Raw genomic sequence first — 19,893 nt, forward strand, 5'->3', positions numbered from 1 at the left:
ATTCCTATCAGTGCAGCTTGCCTTTCCCCCGAAATTTTGGTCGTTTAGTCACCTACGGCATTGGCAGGTGTTCGCTGCACCCACTAACGCCTGACCCCTCGACAGTCACCGCCTGTCTCAGGACTGCGTCCATTGTAGGCCGCCCTGTCCCAGCGCTTCACGTCCGTGGGCGGCCAACATTTCGGGGTTTCCTACCCCACTCGTTTCCTGGAGGAAACCCCAAATGCTGACAGTTCAATACACCTGGTCGTCCCCATTCTCGGAGGCGACCCAGTTTTCGTTGCCCCCGCTCACCTGCGAACTGCCCCACCGTCGCCGCCTGCGCCACTGCATCATCGGCCTGCCTGAAGACGCGCAGATGGCGATTGACCGGCTCCACCTGCTGCGCTATGCCGAGCGCTTCGAGTGGACGCACGCCCTGGATTTCCCACCCCACGGCATCGTCCTCGACGGTCGCCCCGGTGAAGTGCTGCGCTATCTCTACCGTGAAATCCGGAGCAATCCTGGCGCAAACGAGTAAGAACAGATAAGGAGGGTTGCACAGTTTGCGGATTGGCAACGCCAGCGGGTCACGACTTTCATCAGCTACCTTCACAAGCATCGACAGCGGATTGTAAATTATGGCTATTATCAAGCCGAAGGTATCTCCACTGGTTCCGGTACTATTGAACCGACCGTTAAACAAATTGGGCGGCGAATCAAGATATCGGGGGCGCAGTGGGGCAAAGCTAACGTCCCACAGGTGCTGAAGCAGTGTTGTGCCTACCTCAATGAGTAATTCTCAAGATGAGGCTTACAAAACTGGGATGCACTCTCTTCATTTTCCCCTCCATATCGAGAAGGCTTTACTGTTGATCCGTTGACAATTTAATTTATCTAGTGGATTTGATCCAGTGAATTAGTTAAGGAAAATATGCTTGAAGCAGCGTTTTGGGATGGGGTTAAGCAATTTAACCATCGTCAATTTTATGAGTGTCATGACACCTTAGAGGCTATCTGGATAGAGGCAATGGAGCCAGAGCGGACGTTTTATCAGGGCGTGCTGCAAATTGCTGTGGCGCTCTATCACCTCAGCAATGGCAACGGGCGTGGGGCGACGATGCTGCTGGGTGAGGGGCTGCGGCGACTGGGGCGCTATACACCAGACTACGACGGGGTCGATGTGGAGCAGTTGGTTCACCAAAGCACGGCGATCTTGGAGGACTTGCAGCAGCGCGGGCCAGAGCAGGCGGCGGAGCTATGGCGATCGCTCTCCACGTCTCCAGGCAGCGAGTCCCCTTGCCTGCCTACAATTCACCCCGTGAGATAGCGCAGCAGCCAAGCCAAGTCGATTCGTTGCTCTGCGTTTCTGTGTAGAAGGGCGATCGCCCTTAGAAAGTCTCCAGAAAGTTTTGTGACGGACTTGTTCGAGGGACTTGTTCGAGGGACTTGTTTGAGGAACCTTCTGAGGCGCTCTAGCGTCTTTTTCTCTTAAAAAGCTGGGACTCTGCGGATCTCGAACTGAGGGGCGTGGCGCTAATATTGCTAATATTTTGCAGGGGCACAACAACCGTTCAGAACGCTGTCGGCTCGATTTCACTGGCTTTAGAATTCACCACCGGGCAACCCAATGATGGTTTTCTCTCGTTTTTTGAGCCCTGCCACAGCAGGCGCACGTCGGGCAACGCAAGAAGCAAAACCGAAGGCGAAACAGGCGAAACAGACGAAACAGATGTGGATTACTGGGTTGGCGATCGCCCTGACGCTTCCCACCGCCGCCTTCCACGCTGCCACCGCGCAGGCCCCACCCCCGGCTGGCCAGCCCCTCCGTCTCGAAGCAGACACTACCGAAGCCAACGCTGTCACTGGGGTCATCACGGCGCGAGGGAATGTCCGCATCACCTACCCCGCCCGACAGATCCAGGCGACCGCCGTGCAGGCGCAATACTTCAGCCGCGAACGCCGCATCGTCCTCAGCGGCAATGTCTATGTCTTGCAAGAGGGCAACAGCCTGCGTGGCGAGGTGGTCACCTACCTAGTGGACGAAGGACGCTTCCTCGCCCTCCCCGATCGCGGGCAGCAGGTCGAAGCCATCTACATCGTGCCCGACCCCAACCCCACCACGGGCAGCAACCCCGCCGCCCCGCCCGCCTTCAATCCCAAACCAGAATTTAAGCTTCCCGAAAGTCCAGAATAATTGGATTTGCGTATCACGCATTGGGTCGGACGGATCACCCGTTGAGTGTATCCCACTTTACCTATCCCTCACCCTAAATCCCTCTCCCAAAGCGGGAGAGGGACTTCCAATCCGGCTCCCCTTCTCCCGTTTTGGGAGAAGGGGCTGGGGGATGAGGGCAAACTTGCAGAACTGGGATGCACCCTAACCCATTCGGGTAGATCTAGGCGCTCCTGTCTTCCGAACCGCTGCTTCTTTGATAAGATCATTGGCTGATTCCATCTGCTGCGAGTACGCCGTTGAAGATTGTCTTAGAGAACATTCATAAATCTTATGGGCGGCGGCAAGTGGTCAATCGCGTCAGCCTTTCGGTTGGGCAAGGCGAAGTGGTGGGGCTGCTAGGGCCAAACGGGGCTGGCAAGACGACCACTTTCTACATTGCAACGGGAATCGAACGCCCGGATCAAGGCCGCGTCTGGCTAGATAATCAGGAAATTACTCGTTTGCCAATTCAGGAACGCGCCAGGATGGGCGTTGGCTACTTGGCCCAAGAGCCAAGCATTTTCCGCAACCTCAGCGTGCGTGACAACATCCTGCTTGTATTTCAACAAACTGGTGTGCCCGCTGAAGAGCATGAGGCTCGGCTCCGTGGGCTACTCAAGGAATTTCGCCTGGAAACCGTTGCAGGGACACCCGGAAACCGCGTATCTGGTGGAGAGCGTCGCCGCACCGAAATCGCCCGCGCCCTGGCCGCAGGCATCCACGGACCCCAGTTTCTTTTATTGGATGAACCGTTTGCAGGCGTTGACCCGATCGCCGTTGCCGAAATTCAGGAGATTATTGCCACCCTGCGCGATCGCCAAATTGGTATCCTCATTACCGACCACAACGTCCGCGAAACCCTCGCCATCACCGACCGCGCCTACATCATGCGCGATGGCGAAATCCTTGCCTCCGGCAGCACCGAAGAACTCTATGCCAATCCCCTTGTGCGGCAGTATTACCTGGGCGATAGCTTTCAGCCCTGAGCGGGTTGGAGTATGGCGGGGTGGGGAGGAGACAGCCTGAACCCTCTGATGCGAAGCGGCTCCAAAAGCACCTCCAACCCCCCGACCCTGCAACAGGCTATTCTTCCTCAGCTTCTTTTCCTGCATCTTCTTCTTCTGCACCAAACTCACCCCTTCCTATGACCACTCTCACTCGCCCCTACCAGCCTCGCCAGCCTTGGTGGCAGCGCCTTCTGCCGATTCCGGTGATGGATCGGTACATCATTTCAGAATTGCTGCCAACGTTCCTCTTTGGTGTGGGGGCGTTTACCTCAATTGGGGTATCGGTGGATAGCCTGTTTTATTTGGTGAATCAGGTGGTTGAAAAGGGGCTGCCAGTTGCCAAAGCCATCGAGGTGCTGCTGCTCAAGTTTCCCGAATTCATTGTGTATGGGCTGCCGATGGCGACGCTGCTTTCCACGCTGATGACCTTTGGGCGGCTGTCGAGCGATAGCGAACTGGTGGCGCTGCGAGGCTGTGGCATTAGCACCCAGCGCTTGATGATGCCTGCGCTGATTTTTTGCCTGTTGATCACGGGGCTGATGTTTGCGTTTAATGAGTCGATTGTGCCGGCAGCGAATCTGCGTGCTTCGACAACGCTGCGGGCGGCGCTGAATCAGGAGCAGGTGGAATATCGAGAGAGTAATATTCTCTATCAGGAGTTTCAGCAGGTTCAACAGCCGGATGGCAGTCGCGAAAGCGCCCTGGCGCGGATTTTTTACTCGAAGGAGTTTGACGGCAAGCGGATGCGGGGGCTGACGATTCTCGACTTTTCACGGGAAGGACTCAATCAGATTGTGAGTGCCGAGTCGGCCCAGTGGAATCCGCAGCAAAGCGCTTGGGACTTTGAAAACGGCACAATTTATGTGGTGTCGCCGGATGGCTCGTTTCGGAATATTGTGCGGTTTACAGAGCAGCAGCTTGCCCTGCCGCGATCGCCCCTTGACTTGGCTCAGCGCAGCAAAGACTATGGCGAAATGAACATCGCCGAATCGCGGGAATATTTGAAGATTATCGAGCCAGCGGGCAATATTGGCAAAATTCGCGAACTGAGGGTGCGAATTCAGCAGAAAATCTCGCTGCCGTTTGTCTGCGTCGTCTTCGGGCTGGTGGGGGCAACGCTAGGGTCGCAACTGCGGCGGGCCGGGCGATCGACCGGGTTTGCCCTCAGCATTCTGATTATTTTTGCGTACTATATCCTGTACTTCATTTTTGGGGCGATCGCCCAGGCTGGGGCCCTGCCCCCCGTGCTGGGGGCCTGGATTCCCAACCTGTTTGGACTCGCTGCCGGACTTTTGCTAATGATCCGGGCATCGCGCTAGAGCCGCCCTGTCAACACTGCATCCGGATGCGCCGCGCGGATCTGCATTCCTACATCGGGCCGATCGGTAATGATGCCCTGAATCCGGCGATCGCCCAGCAAATCCGTCATCAGCGGCTCATCGTTCACCGTCCACACCCAAACTGGGCGATCGCCCATCACCACCTGCGACAGCAGGCTATGGCTCAGCAGTTGCCAGTTTGGGGCGATAAAATCGGCTCGCATTTCTCGGACGCGATCGCGCACCGACTTCGCATTCAGCCGAAACGACTTGCAAAATTTAACCGTACCATGACCAAATAAAAACCCCGCCTTAACGTCGGGGTAGTGTTGCTTGATGCGGCGGATGGCAAAGGGGTGAAACGAGGTAACCACCATCGACTCAGCATCGAAGGCTGGCCTCAGGATTTCCATCACCTGCTTTTCGTAGCCGGCCTCTTTTAGCTCTACATCAAGCCGGATCTTCCCTTTGCACAGATCCACGACCTCTGTCAGGGTGGGAATGTCGGGGTCGAGGATGTGCAGTTCAGAGTAGGTCAGCTTGCGAATGGGCTTCTCATTCACTTCGGCATCGTGGTAGATCACCAGCACCCGATCCTTGGTGCGGCGCACGTCAAACTCCACCATGTCTGCTCCAAAGGCGATCGCCCGCTCAAACGCTGACAGCGTATTTTCCTTGGCATTCGCCGATGCGCCCCGGTGGGCAATGATTAGCGGTTGCATACTCGTCCACTCCAGCGCTGAATCGTTCAGTCCATAGTCTACAGTTCCCACGGAACCTTGCTGCGTGTTCTGTATGCCAGTTGATTTTGGGTAACCGGAGAGAGACGGGTAGAGCGGCAATCAATCGAATCCCCCTCCGTTCCTTTCTCTCTTTGCTTCCAAGGTGCTTTCAAATTGATCTTTTCACTTCGCAGATAAAGCGATACAATGTTAGTTTTGGGAAAGCATTTCGGAGAGGAATCTAATGGCACGATATCGAGGTCCCCGCCTCAGAGTGGTGCGCCGTCTGGGAGAACTGCCCGGACTGACGCGCAAAAGCCCCAAGCGGGCATATCCCCCCGGACAGCACGGTCAGGCCCGCAAAAAGCGGACTGAGTATGCCGTCCGTCTAGAAGAGAAGCAAAAGCTCCGGTACAACTACGGTCTGACCGAGCGTCAACTGCTTCGCTATGTTCGTAAAGCTCGTCGCGCCTCTGGTTCCACAGGCGAGTCGCTGCTGCAACTGCTGGAAATGCGGCTGGATAACACCGTATTTCGCATGGGCATGGCTCCTACCATTCCAGCAGCGCGTCAGTTGGTGAATCATGGCCACGTCACCGTTAACGGCAGAGTGGTAGACATTCCCAGCTTCCAGTGCAAGGCCGGTATGGAAATCGGCGTGCGAGACAGCGATCGCTCTCGGAAGCTCGTAGAAGAAAATCTCCAGTTCCCCGGTTTGGCAAACCTGCCCAGCCATCTGGAGTTTGACAAAAACAAGCTGACCGGTAAGGTAAACGGCGTGATCGACCGGGAATGGGTCGCGCTATCGATCAACGAACTGCTGGTGGTGGAATACTACTCCAGACAGGCGTAAGAGTTGCTGCGGAAGGCGATCGAGCGAGTCAGACCGCTTACCGTCAAACCCGCAAATCCTACGCAAAGTCCCCAATACTTCCAGGTTACTTTCCAAAAAAATTCCAGTGTTGGCACTCGTGCGGCTGCGATGCCCTCTCTGAATCCGAATTGTTTTAGCGAAATATCAAGCGACTAGCCCAAAGTTGGCACGTTTGATATAGGACAAACCTCCGATGATCCGTCAGTCATCGGAGGTTTTTGTTTGACTGGGAGTCCACCCGATTAGCTGCGACTGGGCGATCGGCCAACATTTGCATCGTCAACCTAGCTTCGCCTTTGGGTGGGACGCTACAGGCGGTTGCCACGAACAAGGCTTCTGCTTTGCCATCGAGTTTACGTTTGTCCTCTATGCGAGGTACTTCACTCAGGGCAAACTCCACTCAGGGCAAACTCAACATCCCCATCGACAAATTTTTGTCGAGTTCGATATCGCAACCCCTAGATCCGTCGAAGTCCCGCTGTTTCCGAGCGATATTCGCCCAACGTCACGCTCATCGGCTGGACGTGCCAGATGTCGTTGCAGTATTCCCGAATCGTGCGATCGGATGAGAATTTACCCATCCGAGCTACGTTCAGAATCGACATTCGCGTCCATTCGTCTTGGTTTCGATAGGCCTGGCTGACGCGATCCTGACAGTCTACATAGGCGCGGTAGTCTGCCATCAGCATATACTCATCGCCGTGCATCAGTGCGTCTACGATCGCCCGGAAAAGATCCGGCTCCTTAGGTGAGAAGTAGCCGGAGCGAATGGAATCTACGACCTGGCGCAGTTCCTCATCGCCCTGATAGAAATGCTGCGGGTTATAGCCCTTGGCCTTCATCTCCAGCACTTCCGGCGCAGTGAGTCCAAACAGGAAGAAGTTTTCTGCACCCACTTCTTCGCGAATTTCCACGTTTGCGCCGTCCAACGTGCCGATGGTCAGCGCCCCGTTTAGTGCAAACTTCATGTTGCCTGTGCCCGATGCCTCTTTGCCCGCGGTGGAAATCTGCTCCGATAGGTCAGCAGCCGGGTAGGAGATTTCACCCAGGGCCACGCCGTAGTTTGCCAGGAAGATCACCTTGAGGCGATCGCCCACGTCGGGGTCATGGTTCACCATGTCAGCGACGGAGTTGATTAGCTTCACCACCATCTTGGCCATAAAGTATCCCGGAGCCGCCTTGCCGCCAAAAATCACCGTGCGCGGCAGCATATCCATACCGGGATTCGCCTTCATCCGGTGATAGAGCGTGATCACATGCAGCACGTTCAGCAATTGCCGCTTGTATTCGTGAATTCGCTTGATTTGCACATCAAACAGCGAATGGGGGCTGACTTCAATGCCGTTGTTGCGGAGGATGTGATCCGCCAGCCGCTGCTTGTTGAACTGCTTGATGTCGCGCCAGCGCTGCTGAAAATCGGCGTGATGGACAAATTCCTCTAGCCGACGCAGGTCGTCCAGGTTTGTAATCCAACTGTCGCCGATCTTTTCAGTAATTAGGCTTGACAGCGCCGGATTGCTCATCAGCAGCCAGCGTCGGGGCGTAATGCCGTTGGTCTTGTTCTGGAACTTCTCCGGGAACATTTCGTAGAAGTCGTGCATGAGTTCCTGCTTCACCAGTTCGGTGTGCAGCGCCGCTACGCCGTTGACCGTGTGGCTGCCGACGCAGGCCAGATGCGCCATCCGCACCATCTGCTCATGCCCTTCCTGAATCAGCGACATGCGGGCCAGGCGCTCCGGCTCATCGGGATACTTCGATCGCACCTCATCCAGAAACTTGTAGTTAATTTCGTAGATGATTTCCAGATGGCGCGGCAGCAGTTTGCGGAACAGGTTCACCGACCACTTCTCCAGCGCCTCTGCTAGGAGCGTGTGGTTGGTATAGGCAAAGGTACGACGGGTGATATCCCAGGCGTAGTTCCACTCGACCCCATGTTCATCGATCAGCAGGCGCATCAGTTCTGCCACGCCAATTGCTGGGTGGGTATCGTTGAGCTGAATGGCGACCTTATCCGGGAAAGCGTCGAAATTGTCGTGCTTCCGCAGATACAGTCGAATAATATCTTGCAGCGAGCAGGAAACAAAGAAATACTCCTGCTTGAGCCGCAGTTCCTTGCCCTGAGGCGTGTTGTCGTTGGGATAGAGAACCTTGGAAATGTTTTCCGAGAAGGTCTTCTCGGCGACGGCTTGAGTGTAGTCGCCTGCGTCGAACACCTGGAAGTTGAAATCTTCGCCAGCGCGGGCGCTCCATAGTCGCAGCGTGTTCACGGTGTTGTTTCGGTAGCCGGGAACGGGCGTGTCGTAGGGCGTACCGTAGACCGTGTTCCGCGCCATCCAGTGAACGCGATAGTTGCCCTCGTCGTCAGTAAAGGCTTCGGTGTGTCCGCCGAATTTCACCTCGACGATGTAATCGGGGCGGGCAATCTCCCAGGGGTTGCCGAAGCGCAGCCAGTTGTCAGGGCATTCGTGCTGCCAGCCGTTGGCGATGAGTTGGCGGAAGATGCCGAACTCGTAGCGGATGCCGTAGCCCATTGCGGGAATTTCCAGCGTCGCCATCGAGTCTAGAAAACAGGCGGCCAGGCGGCCCAGACCGCCGTTGCCCAGGCCCGGTTCTTCTTCGCGCTCTAGCAAATCGTCCAGATTTAGCCCAGACTCTTTGAGGGCCTGACGCATCTGGTCATACATACCCAGGTTGATCAGGTTGTTGATCAGCAGTCGCCCAATGAGGAACTCGGCGGAGAGGTAGTAGACCATTTTGGCATCGCGCTCAAAATAGGTCTGGGCGGTCTTGATGCGGCGATGGGTGAGGCGATCGCGCACCGTGTAGGCCAGCGCCATGTAGTAGTCGTAGGCCGTTGCAAAGTATTCGTCTTTCCCCTGGATGCAGTACAGGTTATCTGCCAAGGCCCGCTTGAGCGTGCCCACTTCCATTCCAGTGCGATCGTCCTCTACATGCATATGTCCAGTCATTCCTGCGGAGATGTCGTGAAAGAGATGCTCGAACCATGATGCTAATCGGGGGATGAGGGCTGCTCCGGTGAAATCTGCCAGGCCAGCACACTGAATCCACCACTGAAAACGTGCCTTAAGCGGCTAAGAAATTCATCACTTCATCACTTTTCTTGATGTGTGGGTTCCTTTGCGTGAGGAGATTGTGTGTAAGGAGGTTGCGTGTAAAGAGGTTGAAACACGCGAAACAAACCGTTAATTGAACCATTCCTTAAATCTAATACCTAAAATCCAATACTTAAATCTAAACGCACCGCCTACCCTTAGAGACCGCTAGCTGCAACCTACATCGCTCAGTACGGCTGGATTAGTGCGCTGGATTACAGTTCTTCAGGCTTCAGATTAACTTCAGGATCGCAGGGGCGACAAACGCTTGACAGCGAGGCGGATCAGCCATTGCTAGGGGTATTATTCCGCATAAAAGCGTGAATTGAGCGGGCGACGACTTCTGGCGCAGTTTGCAATAAATCTTGGCCTGGCAGCGTTTGCACCTGGGCCCGGGGGGCATCGGTGTAGGCGCGAATTTGGGCGGCGATGAGGGAGCTTTCTGCGTCGCCTTGCAGCAGCAGCAGCGGCGCTTTGAGCCAGGAGAGATGCTGTCCGTGGGTTCCGGTCGAGCCGCTGGTCGGGCCGCTGGTCGAGCCACTGGTCGGGTCAATAGACGCGCCGCCGATGTATTCTGCCTGAATTTCCACTGGGCGACGGTTGAACAAGATTTGGCTGGCTGCGGGCGATCGCCGCCATAGGCGCACCCGTTCTTGCAGCTTCAACACGCTGCGCCAGCCCAATAGCTTCGCAACAGGTGCAACCAGATTCAGCAGCCAGCGGGCCAGAGGGACACGGGAGAGGAGCGATCGCCCGCCCTGCCATCGCTGCGCTGCCCCCACCACCTTCACACCCTCCGGAGCCAGCAGCACCAGTCCATCCACCTTTTCTTCATGCTTCAGCGCAAAACTCGCCGCCACCCACGCCCCCACGCCCACGCCCACCAGAGAGACCCGCCGCAGCCGCAGCGCCTCCAGCCACTCCGCCAGACAGTCCACCTCCAGCGCCACAGAATAATGCAGCCGCGGCCGCTCCGACTCGCCAAAACCCAGCAAATCCGGCATCAAACAGTGATACTGCTCGGCTAGCAGATCCACCACTGCTAGCCACTCGCCACCGTCGCTCCAAGTGTCGTGGAGCAGCACGATTGGCACACCCTGCCCCACCTCACGCCAAAAGATCTGTCCTTGGGACAGGCGAATGCGTCCGTTGCGAATGGGTAGAGTCATCCTAGAGTGTCTGAAGTCGTCGGGATATGGGGAACCGACCCCAGACTACACATTACGCTAGCGTTGTCAGTCCTGCAAAATAATCCTGAAGCTGGCGATCGTGGTCGTGAGACAGATGCCCGTGGGGAATGGCAGTCGGCTCAAACGCCCGCACCTCTTCCACCTCTAGCAGGTCTTGCACCATAAACGCGCCTTCGACCTCAACGGCGATCGCAATGCAGATCGAGTGAAACCGGGGGTCGCGGCTGGGTGATGAATACACACCCACCAGCCGCCGCACAGTCACCAAACGCAGCCCCGTCTCTTCCTCCAGTTCTCGCTGCACTGAACTGTGTATATCCTCGCCCCAGTCCACCATGCCACCAGGCAGGCTCCAGCGCCCATTGTCGCGCCGCTTCACCAGCACAATTTTGCCGTCGGGCAGAATGGGGATAATGCTAGTGCCCGTCAGCGGATGCCGAAACACCACGCCGAGTCCTGTTTTCAGGTATCGCCAGACTTGGTTCATAGCGGGGGAATGGCTGGGGTAATCGCAGGCGGGTCTGGAGCTATGCCCTAAGCGCTGCTAAATCTTCGAGGATTTGCGCTGCGTGGTTGTCCGGCTTGACCTTGAGATAGACTTTGGCAATCTTTCCATCTGGGTCAATCAGGAAGGTATTGCGGCTGATGCCCATATATTCCTTACCCATAAACTTTTTCAGCCCATAGCTCTCGTAGGCCGTGCTGACTGCGCCATCGGCATCCGTCAACAGCGGGAAAGGCAGATTGTACTTGGTCGTAAACTTGGTGTGCGATTTGGCATCGTCGGTGCTAACGCCCAGCACCACCACATCGCTAGCTTCGTAATCTGCATAGGCATCGCGAAACCCGCAGGCTTCGGTCGTACATCCCGGCGTATTGTCTCGCGGGTAGAAATACAGCACGACCCACTTGCCGCGAAAATCCTTGAGGTTTACAGGATTACCGTTGCCGTCGGGGAGGCTAAAGTCGGGGGCGGGGTCACCAGGTTTGAGCGGCATAAGGAGCTAGCGAATCAGGGTTTACGTCGAGAGTTTAGATATTGGCGCTTAAACTTTGGCGCTCAGATATTCAGCGCTCAGAATTATGAAACGCTTAGATATCAGGCGCTTAGAGGATGTTTGAAAAGTCCTACTGTTTGTAGCAAAGCGTGCAAGATCCCCCTAAATCCCCCTTGAAAAGGGGGACTTTAAGGCGGTTTCCCCCCTTTTAAGGGGGTTTAGGGGGGATCTCTGAGTGCTTAACATTACAGGCAATACCTTTTCAAACACCCTCTTAGACACAAGAGTCAAGCGTAGAGCGATCAGTCTTGAAACCAGTGTGGGAATCAGTGTGGAAATCAGAAATTCCCTCATAAATTGTAAACGGTGCTGTAAACAGTGCGTTACGCCTTATCCGTCTTGACCGTGCATCTTCTGAAAATCTGAAAATCTCAGGACTTACGCACTTGCGATAGGCTTTCTGGATTTTGGACAATTTCTCGCGGGCACAGCCCGCGAGAAATTGCCCAACTGCGTCAGTCCTAAATCTAAAGATCTGATGTAGATCCAACCGTCAGCCCATTAGAGCTAATTTATGAAGCAAATCTTAAGAAGCCTGAAACTCCTGGCATGTGTGGCTTTGAGGTCATGTTTGCCCAGGAAAAGCGGTTTCTCGGAAATCCTTGATTAACAAGGCTTTCAGGCTCCTTTACAAATTAGCTCTTAGACATGCCTAGTAAAAGGAACGGATGAGGACTTGATTTCTGGAACAGAAGTCGCGTATGTGTGAAACTCTGGCTTCATCATAGAAAACTATGATGGAAGTCTGCCAAAGCGCATGAAGAAGAGATTAAGGAAGAAGTAGTGAAGAAATCTGTAAAAAACTGGCGGCAGTTCCGTTGTCTAAAGTTATGAGAATTTACGGGTTTATTTCCGTTTCTTTAGAGCTTTTATAAAGCTAGTGTGCGATCGCCCTCCATTCCGCTTCATGTTTGTCTGAACAGTATCCGATGACAGTATCCGATGGACGAATCGCAAGCGCCTAAATCTCAGCTTCCTTTGGTCTCGTCTGCGGCGCAGGCGGGTGATTTGGACTGGGTTCCAGAGGGCAAAGCCGCGCTGCGATCGCGCATTGCCGAGCTAGAAGCCCAACTTCAGCAGCAGCAGGCCGCGCTTCAGCAGGCCCAGGCCGCGCAGCAAATTGGGGAGCAGTTGCAGGGATTGCTGGATGGCGTGGATGCGGCGATCGCCCAGATTCGACACTTTGCCGATGGGCGCTGGTACTACACTTACTGCTCTGCTGGATATGCCCATATCTTTGGCTACTCCGCACAGGAGTTTATCGCGCAGCCTGGTCTATGGCATGAGCAGGTTCATCCAGACGATCGGGCGATCGCCCAAACCATCTTTGCCAATATCCTCGCGGTTCATGCAGACACCCCATCCAGCCAGCGTACCTTTGCGGTGGAATATCGCTTTACCCACAAAACCACTGGCTTGCGGTGGATTTCTACGCGCTTTCGCGTAGAAAAGCCCACTAAGTCTGCTGACGGACAGACAAGCTGGATCGCTAACACCCTCAGCATAGACATCACCGACCGCAAGCAGGCAGAACTAGCCTTGCAAGAGCAAGAGTCCCTGCTGCGGCTGACCTTAAATCTTAACCATGTGGGCACTTGGAAATGGGATTTGGCTACTGGCCGACTGGATTGGAACGAGAACCATTTTCGGTTATTAGGACTGTCTCCCACCGATGTCGAACCTACCTACGAACACTGGCAGCAGGCTGTCCATCCAGATGACTTGTCTTGGGTCGAAGAAAACGTGCAGGCGGCGCTGATCCAGCAAACCGACTATCGAGCCGAATATCGCATCATTTTGCCCGATGGCACCACCCGCTGGGTGCTGGGGCTAGGGCGGGGGCTATATGCTTCCTCTGGCACGCCCACTGGCATGATTGGCATCATTATGGATATCACCAGTCGCAAACAAACCGAAGCCGCGTTGCGGCTGTCTGAGGCGCGGCTGGCGGGCATTCTCGACATTGCGGCAGACGCTATTATTTCGGTTGACCAGTCTCAGCGAATCATTCTGTTTAATCAGAGTGCCGAACGCATTTTCGGCTACAGCAGCGCTGAGGTGATGGGGCAGTCAATTGATGTGCTGCTGCCCCAGGATTTCTTTGAAACAGACCGCGAAGCAATCCATGAGTCAACGCTGTTGCGATCGCCCCATCAGCGATCGCCCCATCAGTCAGAACAGCCGTCTCAACGGGGCAATCGGCTTTTAGGCGAGGTGCGGGCCCGCCGCAAAGACGGTAGCGAGTTTCCGGCTGAAGCCTCGGTGTCCAGGTTGGTACTCGGCGGAGAGGTCGTGTTCACCGCCATCCTGCGAGATATCAGCGATCGCAAGCGAATTGAAGCCGATCGTTTGCAGGCCCAGGCCTCGCTGCATCAGCAGTTTGCCCGCGAACGAGCGCTCAACCGGGTCATGCAGGCGATTCGCAACTCGCTTGACCTGCAAGATGTCTTCGCCACTGCCACCCGCGAGGTCGCTTTCTTGCTGGCGGTGAACGGCGTTTGGGTGTCGCGCTACGACTCGCAGCGGGGAGTATGGGTGGATGTGGCCAGCTATGCCCACAGCGCCAACTTTCGTCCATCGGGTCTAGAGATTCCCGATGACAATAACCCGATTGCGGCTCGGCTCAAGCGCTTGGAAATTGTGCAGATCGAGCGCACAGGCGACCTGTCGGGTGTTGATCCGGCATATCCAGTTGAGGGCGACCCCGTATTGGGCCACTGGCTGCTGATGCCGCTGCGGGTGGAGGGCTTGGTGTGGGGAGCGTTGGGGCTGGAGTGCAATAGCCACTCAAAAACCTGGCGAGAGGACGAGCTGGCGCTAGTACGCCTGGTTGCTGATCAAATGGCGATCGCCATTCAGCAGTCCCATCTCTATCAAACGGCCCAAGCGGAACTAGCCGAGCGGCGGCGAGTCGAAGCCGATCTCCAGCGCCTCAACCAGGATCTCGAACAGCGGGTGCGAGAGCGCACTGCCCAGTTGCAAATTTCGCTGTCTACTGCCCAGATGGGTATCTGGGAGCGCGACATGGCTACCGGAGCGCAAACCTGGTCGCCAGAAAACTACGCCATTCTGGGCTATTGCACTGATGCCGACGGGCGCGTGCTGGATTCCCACGGAAACGAAATCAGTCCCCGCCCGGTTCACCAGTCGTTTTATGACCGGGTGCATCCCGACGACCGAGAGCGGCTAGACAAAATTGAGTACGACTGTTTGCAAACCCACATGCCTTACGACTTAGAGTATCGGGTCGTCTGGCTAGACGGCTCTACGCACTGGCTCTACGAACGGGGCACGTATCTATTTGATGACGCGGGCGTTGCGGTCAAGCTGATCGGCGTGACGATGGACGTAACCCACCTCAAGCAAACCGAAGCGGCGCTGCGCCAGAGCGAAGAAATGTTTCGACAGTTGTTTGAAAACGCCCCGATTGGCATTCTGCTGCTGTCGCCAGAGACGGGGCACATCCTGCGGGCAAACCAGCGCTTTTGTCAGATGTTGGGCTATACCCCGGAGGAAATGACCCGCTTCACCCCCGCAGATATTACCTATCCGGCCGACTGGAATTTGTCTGCACCGCTGCTGGAGCAAGCCATGCGCGAAACCAGTCGCCTCGGCAGTCCGCAAGAAGTTCCCCATTTCCGCATTGAAAAGCGCCTGATTCACAAAGACGGGCAGATCCTCTGGGTGGAGTTGACGGCTTGCTTTGTTCGCAATGATTTGAGCCGACTGGGCTATGGCGTGGCGATGGTGCAGGAAATTGGCGATCGCAAACAGGCCGATGCCCAAATTCGCACCTCCCTCCAGGAAAAAGAGGTGCTGCTCAAAGAAATCCACCATCGCGTCAAGAATAACTTGCAGGTGATTTCCAGCCTGCTGCGAATGCAGGCCCGCCGCCTAGACGATCGCACCACGGCCACGCTGCTGCTGGAATCCCAAAATCGGGTGCAGTCGATGGCGATTATCCACGAACAGCTTTATCAATCAGCCAATTTCTCGAAAATCGACCTGGATAACTACATTCGTCCGCTGGTGGCCAATCTGTTTCAGACCTATGGGGTGAGCCAGCAGCACATTGTTCCGGCGATCGCCACCCACGGACTCAGCTTCAACCTCAACACGGCTATTCCCTGCGGACTGATCATCAACGAGCTAGTCTCCAACGCCCTAAAATATGCCTTTCCAGAGGGCCAGTCCGGTAATATTACTATTTGCGTAGAAATTCAGCCACCCGCCGACGACAGCACGACATCCCATCTGGGAACGCTAACGGTGAGCGACAATGGCGTTGGAATGCCGCCCGATCTGGACTGGCAGCACACCAACTCCCTGGGACTGGTCATCGTCCGCAGCCTAGTTGCTCAGTTGCAGGGCGACCTGGAGCTTCAGCGCGAATCGGGGACAATGTTTATCATTCGCTTCCCAATCGCAAACCCGTCTGCTTAACCGCTTGCCGTCCTATGCCACCCACTCGTCTGCTCATTGTTGAAGATGAACACCTCATCGCGTATGACCTGCGGGAATCGCTAGAGCGGCTTGGCTACGAGATTGTAGCAATTGCCGACACGGGCATCGACGCAGTGCGCCAAGCTGAGCAACTGCGGCCAGATCTAGTGCTAATGGACATTCGGCTGCCTGGAGAGATAGACGGTATCGATGCTTCCGCACAAATTCAAACCCAGCTCCACATTCCCGTGGTGTATCTCACGGCCAATGCTGATCAGGCCACGCTAGAGCGGGTTGCAGCCTCGCACCCCTATGGATATGTCCTCAAACCCTTTAACGATCGCATTCTGGCAACCACGATTGAAATTGCCCTGGCCCGCCATCGCGCCGAAACTGCTGCCGAAGCGGCTCAGCAATTGACCGAAGCCGAAATGCAGCGCCGCGCCGAACATCTGGCAGTGGTTTCTCACGAAATTCGCACGCCGCTGATGGCAATCCGCGCCTGTGCTGACTCGTTGCAACGTTATGGCAATCTGCTCCCTCCGGATAAACAGCAGCAGCATCTTCAGCAGATTCAAACCGCAGCCGAAAGTCTCAGCCTCTTGCTAGAAGATATTCTCCTGCTAGAGCGAATGCATTCTGACCATCTGGAATTCTTCCCTGCGCCCATCGATGTCGCCAGCTTTTGCGAAGAGCAGGTCGAGGTCTGGCGTTATACCTCAGATCATCAGTGCGAATTGGCTTTCTTTTCGGATGGAGCGCCTTGCATCACCCGGCTTGATCACAAGCTGCTGTGGCATGTGGTGAACAATCTGCTGTCGAATGCAGTGAAATATTCTCCAGAAGGGGGCTGCGTATCTCTGACGGTATCTTGCCAACCGGATACGATTGGGCTTCAGGTCAAAGATGAGGGCATTGGCATTCCGCCAGAGTCTCTGTTGCAGTTGTTTGAGCCGTTTCATCGGGCCAGCAACGTCGGCGAAATTCCCGGCACGGGGCTGGGGCTGGCGATCGCCAAACGCTGCATCGACCTCCACGGCGGTCAGATCAGCGTGGAAAGCACCTTGGGGGAAGGGACTGTGTTTACCGTGCAGCTCAACCGCTCGGAGGGCTAATATGAGTTCCGCTAAGTGGTGCCCAGTAGTGCTACTAAAGTGCTACTAAAGTGCTACTAAGTGGCGCTACGCCTGAAACTCCTGGAAGCCCCCCAGACGCTTGACTCGCTATCCAAAATCGCAAATCCAAAATCCAAAATCGCCAATCAATGCAAGGATTGCAAACAGACGGCTCAACTATCGGAAGCAAGACTGCGCCCCCGGCTTGTTCGTAAACACGGGCGGCCCCGGCAGCACTTCCACCGTCCCCGTGTTGCGTGTGGCAACCGTTGGCAAATCGCCCACCTCAAATAGCCCCCCAGCCGGGTTGCTCAGGCGAATTCCGGCTGCGCTGCTGTTGTTGTTCACCACTGCACACACATCAGCGGCATTGCTGGTCGATGTAACGGTCAAATCTGGGTTGCCTGCCGTCAGATTGTCGGCAATCCGGTTGTCCTGAATATCGGCAATCGCGGTCGCACTATTGTTAATCGTGAGTCTGATGCCTGCTTGCTGATTGCCAACAATTTCATTGTCGCTGATGCCGCGAGAGTTGTTAGCCCGATCGGTTACAAATTCCTGAAATGAGCGATTGTTTGCAACGGCCTGGATACCCGGCCCGCCGTTGTTGCGGATGATGTTGTTCCCAATGCCAAACTCCTGAGCCGACAGTCCATTGGCCGTGATATCAATGCCTGCGCCGCCGTTGTTTTCAATTCGGTTGCGGCGGAGGTAGACTTCTTGGGCAGAGGTGGTCAGGCTATCCAGCACGCTGCCAACAACCTGCACCCCTGCGCCGCTGCTGCCTTGAATGAGGACGTTTTCCAGGGTGACCTCCTGAGAGCCTGTGTTATCCGCCTGAATCAGAACCCCCTGGCCACCGCTGTTGAGAATGCGGCCCCGGCGGAGGTCGATTTGCTGGTTGCCTACGTCGTTGGCTTGTACCAAAAGTCCCTGGTCGCGGCTGTCTGTAATCACCACGTTTCGCAGGGTGATGGTTTGTTCGGGTGTGAGGCTGGCGGGGCGATCGCCCTCCACCACCATCTCAATCCCCACCCGCTGACCGCTGGATCGATAGCGGGCAATGGTCACTTGGGTCGTACCGTCAGTAGTGTTGCGAATCAGCATCCCCTGCCCAGAACCGGCCCCGCCCGCAATGTTGCGAAGCTGATGGTCAAAGATAACGACGCTGCCCGTCACGTTGTCCAAGAAAATGCCGCGATCGCCCGCATTCCGAATCGAGTTATCGCGCAGTTCCACGTCTCGAACGCCATTGCCCATGATGGCACTGCCCGCCGCATCCTCTAGGCGGAATCCAGCTAAGACGGTGCGGTTCCCCAATCTCACCAGATCTGGGCCGCCGCCCCGGATAACCGGAAAATTGCCATCGCCCGACAGAGGCAGCCGCACCAAAACACCATCCTGGTAATTCAGGACTGGGGAAAAGGGCAGCCGCACGTCTGTTCTGGGAAAGCCAGGAAAGGGCAAGCCACCGAGTAGCTGCACGGGGCCCTGAGATAGCACCTGCACCCGATCGGGAATGGTGAAGGCAGGAATGTTCACCCTGCGCCCTGCATCAACGTACACCACGTCGTTGCCGTCAGAGCGAGTGGCATTGAGAGCCGCTTGAACCGTCCCAAAGGGTCGCTCAAACGTCCCGTCGCCACCCGGTCTCCGGCCCAAAATCACATGATGAAACCGATACGGCTGCTCTTCTTCTGGGTTCATCAAGGGCATCGTCACCTGCTGGGTCGAGCGCTCGACTTCTTGTTGACGATCAAGGGCAATGCCTCGCGCCCGCAGAATTGGCTCGCCGAGTCTAGCCTGAACCAGCATCGGATTGCCAATTGGGCCGCGAGGGCGAATGCGAGGAAAGGTAAGCGTTGCAGAGAAGAGTAAGTTAGTGCCAAACAGATCGTCATCTTGGAGGGCGAGGACAAAGTTCAGACTAGGATTAACATCGGCATCCAGGCGCAGCCGCCAACCCAAGGTACTGTCGCCGCCTGCGGGGTCATAGAAATAGATGCCGCCATAGCCCCGCAAGTCTCCTCCCTGCCAGTGGGCAAGACGAGCGCCTGCTTCCAGGTCAAACCCGCCAGCGGCCGCTTCGTAGGTTCGCAATCGCTGCTCCTCGATCAGACTTTCCAGGAGCAGAAAGTTGCCCTGAAAGCGGGTGCTGGTGTTCAGAATGCTGCTGATTTCCTGTTCGCGATCGACCTGACGGCGATCGCCAATCGGCAGGTAAGCATTGAAATGAAAATCCCAAATCGCGCCTAAGCTTTCTAACCCCAGCCCCAACTGATGAAACGTATTACGCCGGGTCTGGCGATTATCGTAAGCCAGATAGCCCCCCCAGATCCGGTTGTCATCCGCATCGTAGAATCGGTGACCCAGAAGAAGACTGCCGCCGACGTTGCTCTCTTCACCCAGATAAAGCCTTGGCTCTAGGAAGGTAATCCGCTCCCCCGGAGATTGATGCAGCGGGATAAATCCTTCCAGGTTTACTGCCTCTTCATAACCCGATCCACCCGTGTTGTAGCCTGCGCTGGCCCGCACTGGAATGGCCAGGTCAATTGCAGAATCACTCGTGGGAGTATCGGGCAGGGGGGCTTCCTGGGCTTTGATGGGGCTTGGATTGAGAAAACCACTCAGTAATATCTCTAGCAGGAGTCCACAGGAAACAAGCTTTAGGGGAAAACACTTCATCTTGGTTAGGGGTAAACTCGACAAAACACGAGGCAAATAAGATAAGACCGCAGGAAATGCAACTAGAGGGTATCTGGAAATATCCATAGGACTTACGCACTTGCAATTAAGGGTTCTGGGTTTTGGATGATTTCTCGCGGGCGCAGCCCGCGAGAAATCATCCAACTGCG

Annotated in this window: 14 protein-coding genes and 1 pseudogene; 9 read left to right on the forward strand and 6 right to left on the reverse strand. The window is 55.7% G+C overall.

Annotation, left to right across the window (positions count from 1 at the left end; translation table 11 throughout):
- The first annotated feature begins 223 nt into the window (after window positions 1-223).
- The 6 genes and pseudogenes from JTM80_RS10650 (at window position 224) to JTM80_RS10670 (ending at window position 4,523) form a co-directional block, all read left to right on the forward strand.
- Window positions 224-520, forward strand: coding sequence for a hypothetical protein (locus JTM80_RS10650; RefSeq protein ID WP_225906821.1), 297 nt, complete (start codon window positions 224-226; stop codon window positions 518-520).
- A 48-nt stretch (window positions 521-568) separates the two neighbouring features.
- Window positions 569-778, forward strand: a pseudogene (locus JTM80_RS22700) (ISKra4 family transposase); the annotation flags it as partial.
- Window positions 779-913: 135 nt separating this feature from the next.
- Window positions 914-1,309 carry a DUF309 domain-containing protein gene (locus tag JTM80_RS10655; protein ID WP_172354957.1) on the forward strand — a complete coding sequence of 132 codons (396 nt, stop codon included), beginning with the start codon at window positions 914-916 and terminating at the stop codon, window positions 1,307-1,309.
- Window positions 1,310-1,711: 402 nt separating this feature from the next.
- Entirely contained in the window at window positions 1,712-2,176 is a 465-nt protein-coding gene (locus tag JTM80_RS10660; RefSeq protein ID WP_172354955.1) for an LptA/OstA family protein, read from the forward strand.
- 278 nt (window positions 2,177-2,454) lie between these two features.
- A complete protein-coding gene (gene lptB / locus JTM80_RS10665) occupies window positions 2,455-3,183 on the forward strand; it encodes an LPS export ABC transporter ATP-binding protein (RefSeq protein WP_068507664.1) in 729 nt (242 codons plus the stop codon).
- Window positions 3,184-3,410: 227 nt separating this feature from the next.
- Window positions 3,411-4,523 carry an LptF/LptG family permease gene (locus JTM80_RS10670; protein ID WP_172358860.1) on the forward strand — a complete coding sequence of 371 codons (1,113 nt, stop codon included), beginning with the start codon at window positions 3,411-3,413 and terminating at the stop codon, window positions 4,521-4,523.
- Here the strand turns inward: JTM80_RS10670 and JTM80_RS10675 are convergent.
- Window positions 4,520-5,245: a glycerophosphodiester phosphodiesterase gene (locus JTM80_RS10675; protein WP_205371163.1), complete on the reverse strand. Its 726-nt coding sequence runs from the start codon at window positions 5,243-5,245 to the stop codon at window positions 4,520-4,522. The genes JTM80_RS10670 and JTM80_RS10675 overlap by 4 nt on opposite strands.
- 244 nt (window positions 5,246-5,489) lie before the next feature.
- On the opposite strand from JTM80_RS10675, the gene rpsD reads away from it, so the two are divergent.
- A complete protein-coding gene (gene rpsD, locus JTM80_RS10680) occupies window positions 5,490-6,098 on the forward strand; it encodes a 30S ribosomal protein S4 (RefSeq protein ID WP_205371165.1) in 609 nt (202 codons plus the stop codon).
- A gap of 479 nt (window positions 6,099-6,577) precedes the next feature.
- Here the strand turns inward: rpsD and JTM80_RS10685 are convergent, their stop codons facing one another.
- The 4 genes from JTM80_RS10685 to bcp all read right to left on the reverse strand — a co-directional run bounded on the left by JTM80_RS10685 (window position 6,578) and on the right by bcp (window position 11,420).
- On the reverse strand, window positions 6,578-9,088 hold the full coding sequence (locus JTM80_RS10685) for a glycogen/starch/alpha-glucan phosphorylase (protein WP_205371166.1): 2,511 nt from the start codon (window positions 9,086-9,088) through the stop codon (window positions 6,578-6,580).
- Window positions 9,089-9,516: 428 nt separating this feature from the next.
- Entirely contained in the window at window positions 9,517-10,401 is an 885-nt protein-coding gene (locus tag JTM80_RS10690) for an alpha/beta fold hydrolase (protein ID WP_172354947.1), read from the reverse strand.
- Window positions 10,402-10,453: 52 nt separating this feature from the next.
- Window positions 10,454-10,909 (reverse strand): NUDIX hydrolase, encoded by a 456-nt coding sequence (locus JTM80_RS10695; RefSeq protein ID WP_172354945.1) that lies wholly within the window; start codon window positions 10,907-10,909, stop codon window positions 10,454-10,456.
- 40 nt (window positions 10,910-10,949) lie between these two features.
- Window positions 10,950-11,420, reverse strand: coding sequence for a thioredoxin-dependent thiol peroxidase (bcp, locus tag JTM80_RS10700; RefSeq protein ID WP_172354943.1), 471 nt, complete (start codon window positions 11,418-11,420; stop codon window positions 10,950-10,952).
- 1,002 nt (window positions 11,421-12,422) lie between these two features.
- Between bcp and JTM80_RS10705 the strand changes: the two genes are divergently transcribed.
- Both JTM80_RS10705 and JTM80_RS10710 read left to right on the forward strand, forming a co-directional pair.
- The gene (locus JTM80_RS10705) at window positions 12,423-15,923 is read left to right on the forward strand and encodes a PAS domain S-box protein (RefSeq protein WP_205371168.1); all 3,501 of its coding nucleotides are present in this window, start codon (window positions 12,423-12,425) and stop codon (window positions 15,921-15,923) included.
- A 14-nt stretch (window positions 15,924-15,937) separates the two neighbouring features.
- Window positions 15,938-17,038, forward strand: coding sequence for an ATP-binding protein (locus JTM80_RS10710; RefSeq protein ID WP_172354939.1), 1,101 nt, complete (start codon window positions 15,938-15,940; stop codon window positions 17,036-17,038).
- Window positions 17,039-17,215: 177 nt separating this feature from the next.
- Here JTM80_RS10710 and JTM80_RS10715 read toward each other — a convergent pair whose 3' ends face one another.
- Window positions 17,216-19,723 carry a right-handed parallel beta-helix repeat-containing protein gene (locus tag JTM80_RS10715; RefSeq protein ID WP_172354937.1) on the reverse strand — a complete coding sequence of 836 codons (2,508 nt, stop codon included), beginning with the start codon at window positions 19,721-19,723 and terminating at the stop codon, window positions 17,216-17,218.
- Between the last annotated feature and the right edge of the window lie 170 nt (window positions 19,724-19,893).

The organism is Thermoleptolyngbya sp. PKUAC-SCTB121 (assembly GCF_016919485.1).
Classification (GTDB): Bacteria; Cyanobacteriota; Cyanobacteriia; order Elainellales; family Elainellaceae; genus Thermoleptolyngbya; species Thermoleptolyngbya sichuanensis.